General features: G+C 65.0%; 5 protein-coding genes. 2 read left to right on the top strand and 3 right to left on the bottom strand.

What is annotated here, in order from left to right:
- The coding region (locus tag V6M39_RS05360) for an HNH endonuclease signature motif containing protein (protein ID WP_332642707.1) at positions 1-562 on the top strand (562 nt) is incomplete at its 5' end.
- Between the two features lie 109 nt (positions 563-671).
- Positions 672-1,580, top strand: a complete 909-nt coding sequence (locus V6M39_RS05355) for an esterase/lipase family protein (protein ID WP_332642706.1) — start codon at positions 672-674, stop codon at positions 1,578-1,580.
- Here the strand turns inward: V6M39_RS05355 and V6M39_RS05350 are convergent.
- The 3 genes from V6M39_RS05350 to cysD form a co-directional block, all read right to left on the bottom strand.
- On the bottom strand, positions 1,577-2,323 hold the full coding sequence (locus V6M39_RS05350) for a 3'(2'),5'-bisphosphate nucleotidase CysQ (protein ID WP_332642705.1): 747 nt from the start codon (positions 2,321-2,323) through the stop codon (positions 1,577-1,579). The two genes, V6M39_RS05355 and V6M39_RS05350, sit on opposite strands and share 4 nt — an antisense overlap.
- On the bottom strand, positions 2,320-4,155 hold the full coding sequence (gene cysC / locus V6M39_RS05345) for an adenylyl-sulfate kinase (protein WP_332642704.1): 1,836 nt from the start codon (positions 4,153-4,155) through the stop codon (positions 2,320-2,322). Before cysC ends, V6M39_RS05350 begins: the two co-directional genes overlap by 4 nt.
- Positions 4,155-4,617, bottom strand: a 463-nt coding sequence (gene cysD / locus V6M39_RS05340) for a sulfate adenylyltransferase subunit CysD (protein WP_332642703.1), incomplete at its 5' end; no start/stop codon positions are given. The genes cysD and cysC, both read right to left, overlap by 1 nt.

The raw sequence follows: 4,617 nt of genomic DNA, 5'->3' as shown, positions 1-4,617 counted from the left end.
AGGTCAGATCATGGCCCAGACACTGGTCGAACGAGTCACCGGAGTGGCCCACGCTGATGCGATCGATGTTGAGATCCAGCTCGTCATGGACGCACCCACCATGCTCGGACAAGACGGCGAACCGGTTGATCTCGTCGGCTACGGACCGATCTCGCCCGACGTGTCGGACGACCTCATCGCCCACGCACCCACCGTTTCGATCCGTCGACTGCTGACCGACCCGGTCGACGGCACCCTCCTCGTCCGCGAACCACGCCGCCGCCGCTTCGACTCCCCAACCCGGCGATACATCCGGACCCGCGACCAGATCTGTCGGATGCCCGGCTGCGACGCCAAGATTCGCGACGACGACCACATCCACGACCACTCACTTGGCGGCGTCTCCACGGCTGGCAATGGTCAGGGGGTCTGCAAATGGTCCCACTCCATGAAGTCGCTGCCTGGATGGAGAGTCACATCCGTGGGCAGGGCCACCATCTGGCAGACACCAACAGGACACACCTACCGCAGCGACCCACCACCCCTGCTACAACGCAACCAACCCGGCCACCTACGCCAATAGGTAAACACAAGCGGGCTTGCCCAGCTGTCGCTCAGTGAGTCTTGAGATCTCGTCACGTTCCACCCGTCAGATCGTTGAACTCCTAGAACGCGTTCTCATTGGAGTCTGTATGCGCCGAGTGATCACCCTCGCAGCTGTCCTGATCGGCCTCGTCCTTGCCGGATCACCTGCGACGGCGGCCACCCAGCCGCTGCCTGTGCCGTACAACTTCCTGCCGTCCGCGATCCTCGGAGGCATGCCGGATGCCAACGCTCCCGGCACGAACGACTGGACGTGCAAGCCGTCGGCAGCACATCCCCGTCCAGTCGTCCTCGTGCACGGCACAGCCGGCAACCAGAGCACCAACTGGCAGACGTACGGTCCACTGCTCAAGAACAACGGCTACTGCGTGTTCGCCCTGACGTACGGCGCCCTGTCCGCGCCCTACCCGATCAACGCGCTCGGTGGCATGGCGAGCATGCGCACCAGTGCCGTACAGCTCAAGGAGTTCGCGGATCGCGTACGGGCGGCCACCGGTGCCGCCAAGGTCGACCTCATCGGGCACTCGCAGGGAACCCTGATGCCGGCCTACTACCTGAAGTTCCTCGGCGGTGCCTCGAAGGTTCACAACTACATCTCGTTGGCTCCCCTGTGGCACGGAACTGAGATCCTTCCACCTCAGCTCGCCGAGGCTCTGGGAATGAAGTCCTCGGCCGTCCCAGTCTGCGAGGCCTGCGGCGAGATGGACCCGGGCTCGTCATTCATCAAGGAGATCCGCGAGGGTGGCGTCGCCGTGCCCGGTGTCCGCTACACCAACATCATGACCAAGTACGACGAGCTGGTGCGGCCCTATACGAGCGGCAGCGAGGTCGGCATGACCAACATCGTTCTGCAGGACCGTTGCGCGATCGACTACTCAGAGCACTTCGAGATCGCGGCCGATCGCAACGCGACGCTGTACGTTCTCAACGCCCTCGATCCGGCGCACCCACGACCGATCGTCTGCACCCTGAGCCTTCCGTTCGTCGGCGCTCTCTAGCTGGCAGCGGCGATGGCCGCGAGCAGGTCATCGGCGAGATCGGCTCGACAGATGAGGAGGTCCGGCAGATAGGGGTGCGCAGCGTTGTAGGTCAGCGGCGACCCGTCGACGCGCGATGCGTGCAGACCACCGGCAAGAGCGACACCGACGGGAGCTGCTGAGTCCCACTCCCACTGACCGCCGTCATGCAGGTACGCGTCCGCGTCACCGCGGAGCACCGCCATCGCCTTGGCGCCGGCCGATCCCATCGGCTGCGAATCGGCGCCGAACGCCTCGACCACCGCTGCGCCCCAAGCCGGCGGGCGGCTGGCGCTCATCAGGAAGATCGGCGTCTCGCGCTCCACCCTCGTCGCCTGGGACACGCCCGTCGAATAGACCGTCGACAGCGCGGGCTGCGCCACCGCAGCCGCGGTGATCTGTGATCCAGTCGCACCGCGCTCCCACAGGGCAACATGCACGGCCCAGTCGGTGCGACCCTCCATCCCATACTCACGCGTGCCGTCGACCGGATCGATGATCCAGACCCGATCGGCCGACAGCCGAGCGGGCGAGTCAACAGATTCCTCCGAGAGCACAGCATCGTTCGGTCGTTCGGCCGCCAGGAGATCCAGCAGCAGCACGTTGGATTTGGCGTCGCCAGCCTTGCCGAGCTCCTTGCCGGTCAGCGACGAGGTGCGCTGCAGATCGAGCAACAGCTCACCGGCCTGCTCCGCGAGAGAGGCCGCCAGCTCGGAGTCGGTCACTGCTCCATCCGTTCGATGACCGCCGTCGCGAGTGCGTCGACGTCGCCATCGCTCGGGCGCAACAGCAGGTCAGGCCGCTGTGGAGCTTCATACGGCGCGCTGATCCCGGTGAACTCCGGGATCTCGCCCGCGCGAGCCTTGGCATACAGACCCTTCGGGTCACGTGCCTCGCACTCCTCGAGCGGGGTGTCCATGAAGATCTCGAGGAACGGCAGCCCGTCGGCCTCATGGCCGGCGCGTGCTGCGTCGCGGTGCTCGCGATAAGGACTGACCAGCGACACGATCGCGACGACGCCGGCATCGGCCATGAGCTTGGCGACCTCTGCCACGCGGCGTACGTTCTCCTGGCGATCCTCGGGACTGAAGCCGAGACCGGCGTTGAGTCCGTGGCGCAGGTTGTCGCCGTCGAGGATGTATGCGGGCTGGCCGGCTGCGACCAGTCGGCGCTCCACCTCTACCGCAACGCTCGACTTGCCCGAGCCGGACAGGCCGGTGAACCAGAGCGTCATGCCCTGCGTCTTGCGATGCTCGCGTGTCACAGCTCCGCTGTGCCAGACGATGTTGGGCTCGCTCTGGGTCTCGCCCAGGATCATGCCCGCGGCGACGGTCCGGTTGGTGGCGTCATCGATCAGGATGAAACCGCCGGTCTCGCGGTTGCGGCGATACGGATCGAAGTGCAGCGGCTTCTGCGTGCGCAGACGTACGCGTCCGATCTCGTTCAAACCAAGGCTGGTGGCCTTCTCGTCACGGTGCAGGGTGTTGATGTCGAGGCGATACTCAAGGCTCTTGACTGCAGCCCGAGTCTCGCGGGTGGTGTGCAGGATCGTGTAGGTCGAGTCGGTGGACAACGACAGGTCGGTGTCCATCCAGGCGATCATCGCGTCGACGTCCTGCGAGGTCGTCGGCCGGTTGTTGGGACGGCACAGCATGTCGCCGCGGCTGACGTCGATGTTGTCGGCCAGCTCGATCGTCACGGCCTGACCGGTGAACGCCTCGTCCAGCTTGGTCCCGCCAGGACCGAGGACATTGGTGACTGTCGTCGAGAAGCCCGACGGCAGCGCGACAACTTCGTCGCCGGGACGAAAGACGCCACCGGCGATCGTGCCCGCGTAGCCACGGAAGTCGTGGAAGTCGGCCTGTTGCGGACGGATCACATACTGCACAGGCATACGCGTGTCGATGAGGTTGCGGTCGGAGGCGACGTGCAGACCCTCGAGATGGTGCAGCAGCGCTGGTCCGTCGTACCAAGGCATCGCGGCGCTGTGCGTGACGACGTTGTCGCCGGAGAGCGCTGACATCGGGATGAACGTGAGGTCAGCGACTTCGAGCTTCGTCGCGAATGCCGCGAACTCCTCGCGGATCTCGTTGAACCGATCTTCGGAGAAGTCGACGAGGTCCATCTTGTTGATGCAGAGCACGACGTGCGGGATGCCGAGCAGGGTCGCGAGGAATGCGTGGCGACGCGACTGCTCAAGCACACCGTGACGGGCGTCGATCAGGATCAGCGCGACGTCCGCGGTGGACGCACCGGTGACCATGTTTCGCGTGTACTGAATGTGGCCTGGGGTGTCGGCGATGATGAACTTGCGCTTGGGAGTCGCGAAGTAGCGGTAGGCAACGTCGATCGTGATGCCCTGCTCACGCTCGGCGCGCAGACCATCGGTCAGCAATGCCAGGTCGGGACCTTCGTGACCGCGGGCAGCGCTCGCCGTCGTGACAGCGCTCAGCTGGTCTTCAAAGATCGACTTGCCGTCGAACAGCAACCGGCCGATGAGGGTCGACTTGCCGTCATCCACGCTTCCGGCCGTGGCGATACGCAGAAGCTGCGACATCAGAAGTAGCCCTCTTTCTTTCGGTCTTCCATGCCAGCTTCAGAGATACGGTCATCGGCTCGGGTCGCACCACGTTCGGTGACGCGTACGGCAGCGACTTCGTCGACGACCTGCTCGCGGGTCACCGCGTCTGACTCGACGCAGCCGGTGCAGGTGGCGTCGCCGACCGTGCGGAATCGGACCATCGCCTCGAACGGGACTTCGCCGTTCTCCGGTTCGATGAACCGATTGACAGCCAGCAGCATGCCGTCGCGCTCGACGACCGTGCGGGTCTGCGCGTAGTAGAGCTCCGGGAGATCGATTTGCTCGCGCAGGATGTACTTCCAGATGTCGAGCTCGGTCCAGTTGGAGAGCGGGAAGACGCGCATGTTCTCGCCCTTGTGGTGGCGGCCGTTGTAGAGGCTCCACAGCTCGGGGCGCTGGTTCTTGGGGTCCCACTGACCGAACTCGTCGCGGAAGCTG

The organism is Aeromicrobium sp. (genome assembly GCF_036675695.1).
Lineage (GTDB): Bacteria > Actinomycetota > Actinomycetes > Propionibacteriales > Nocardioidaceae > Aeromicrobium.
Note: the sequence above shows the minus strand (reverse complement) of the source record. Positions and strands in the feature narration are given on the sequence as shown.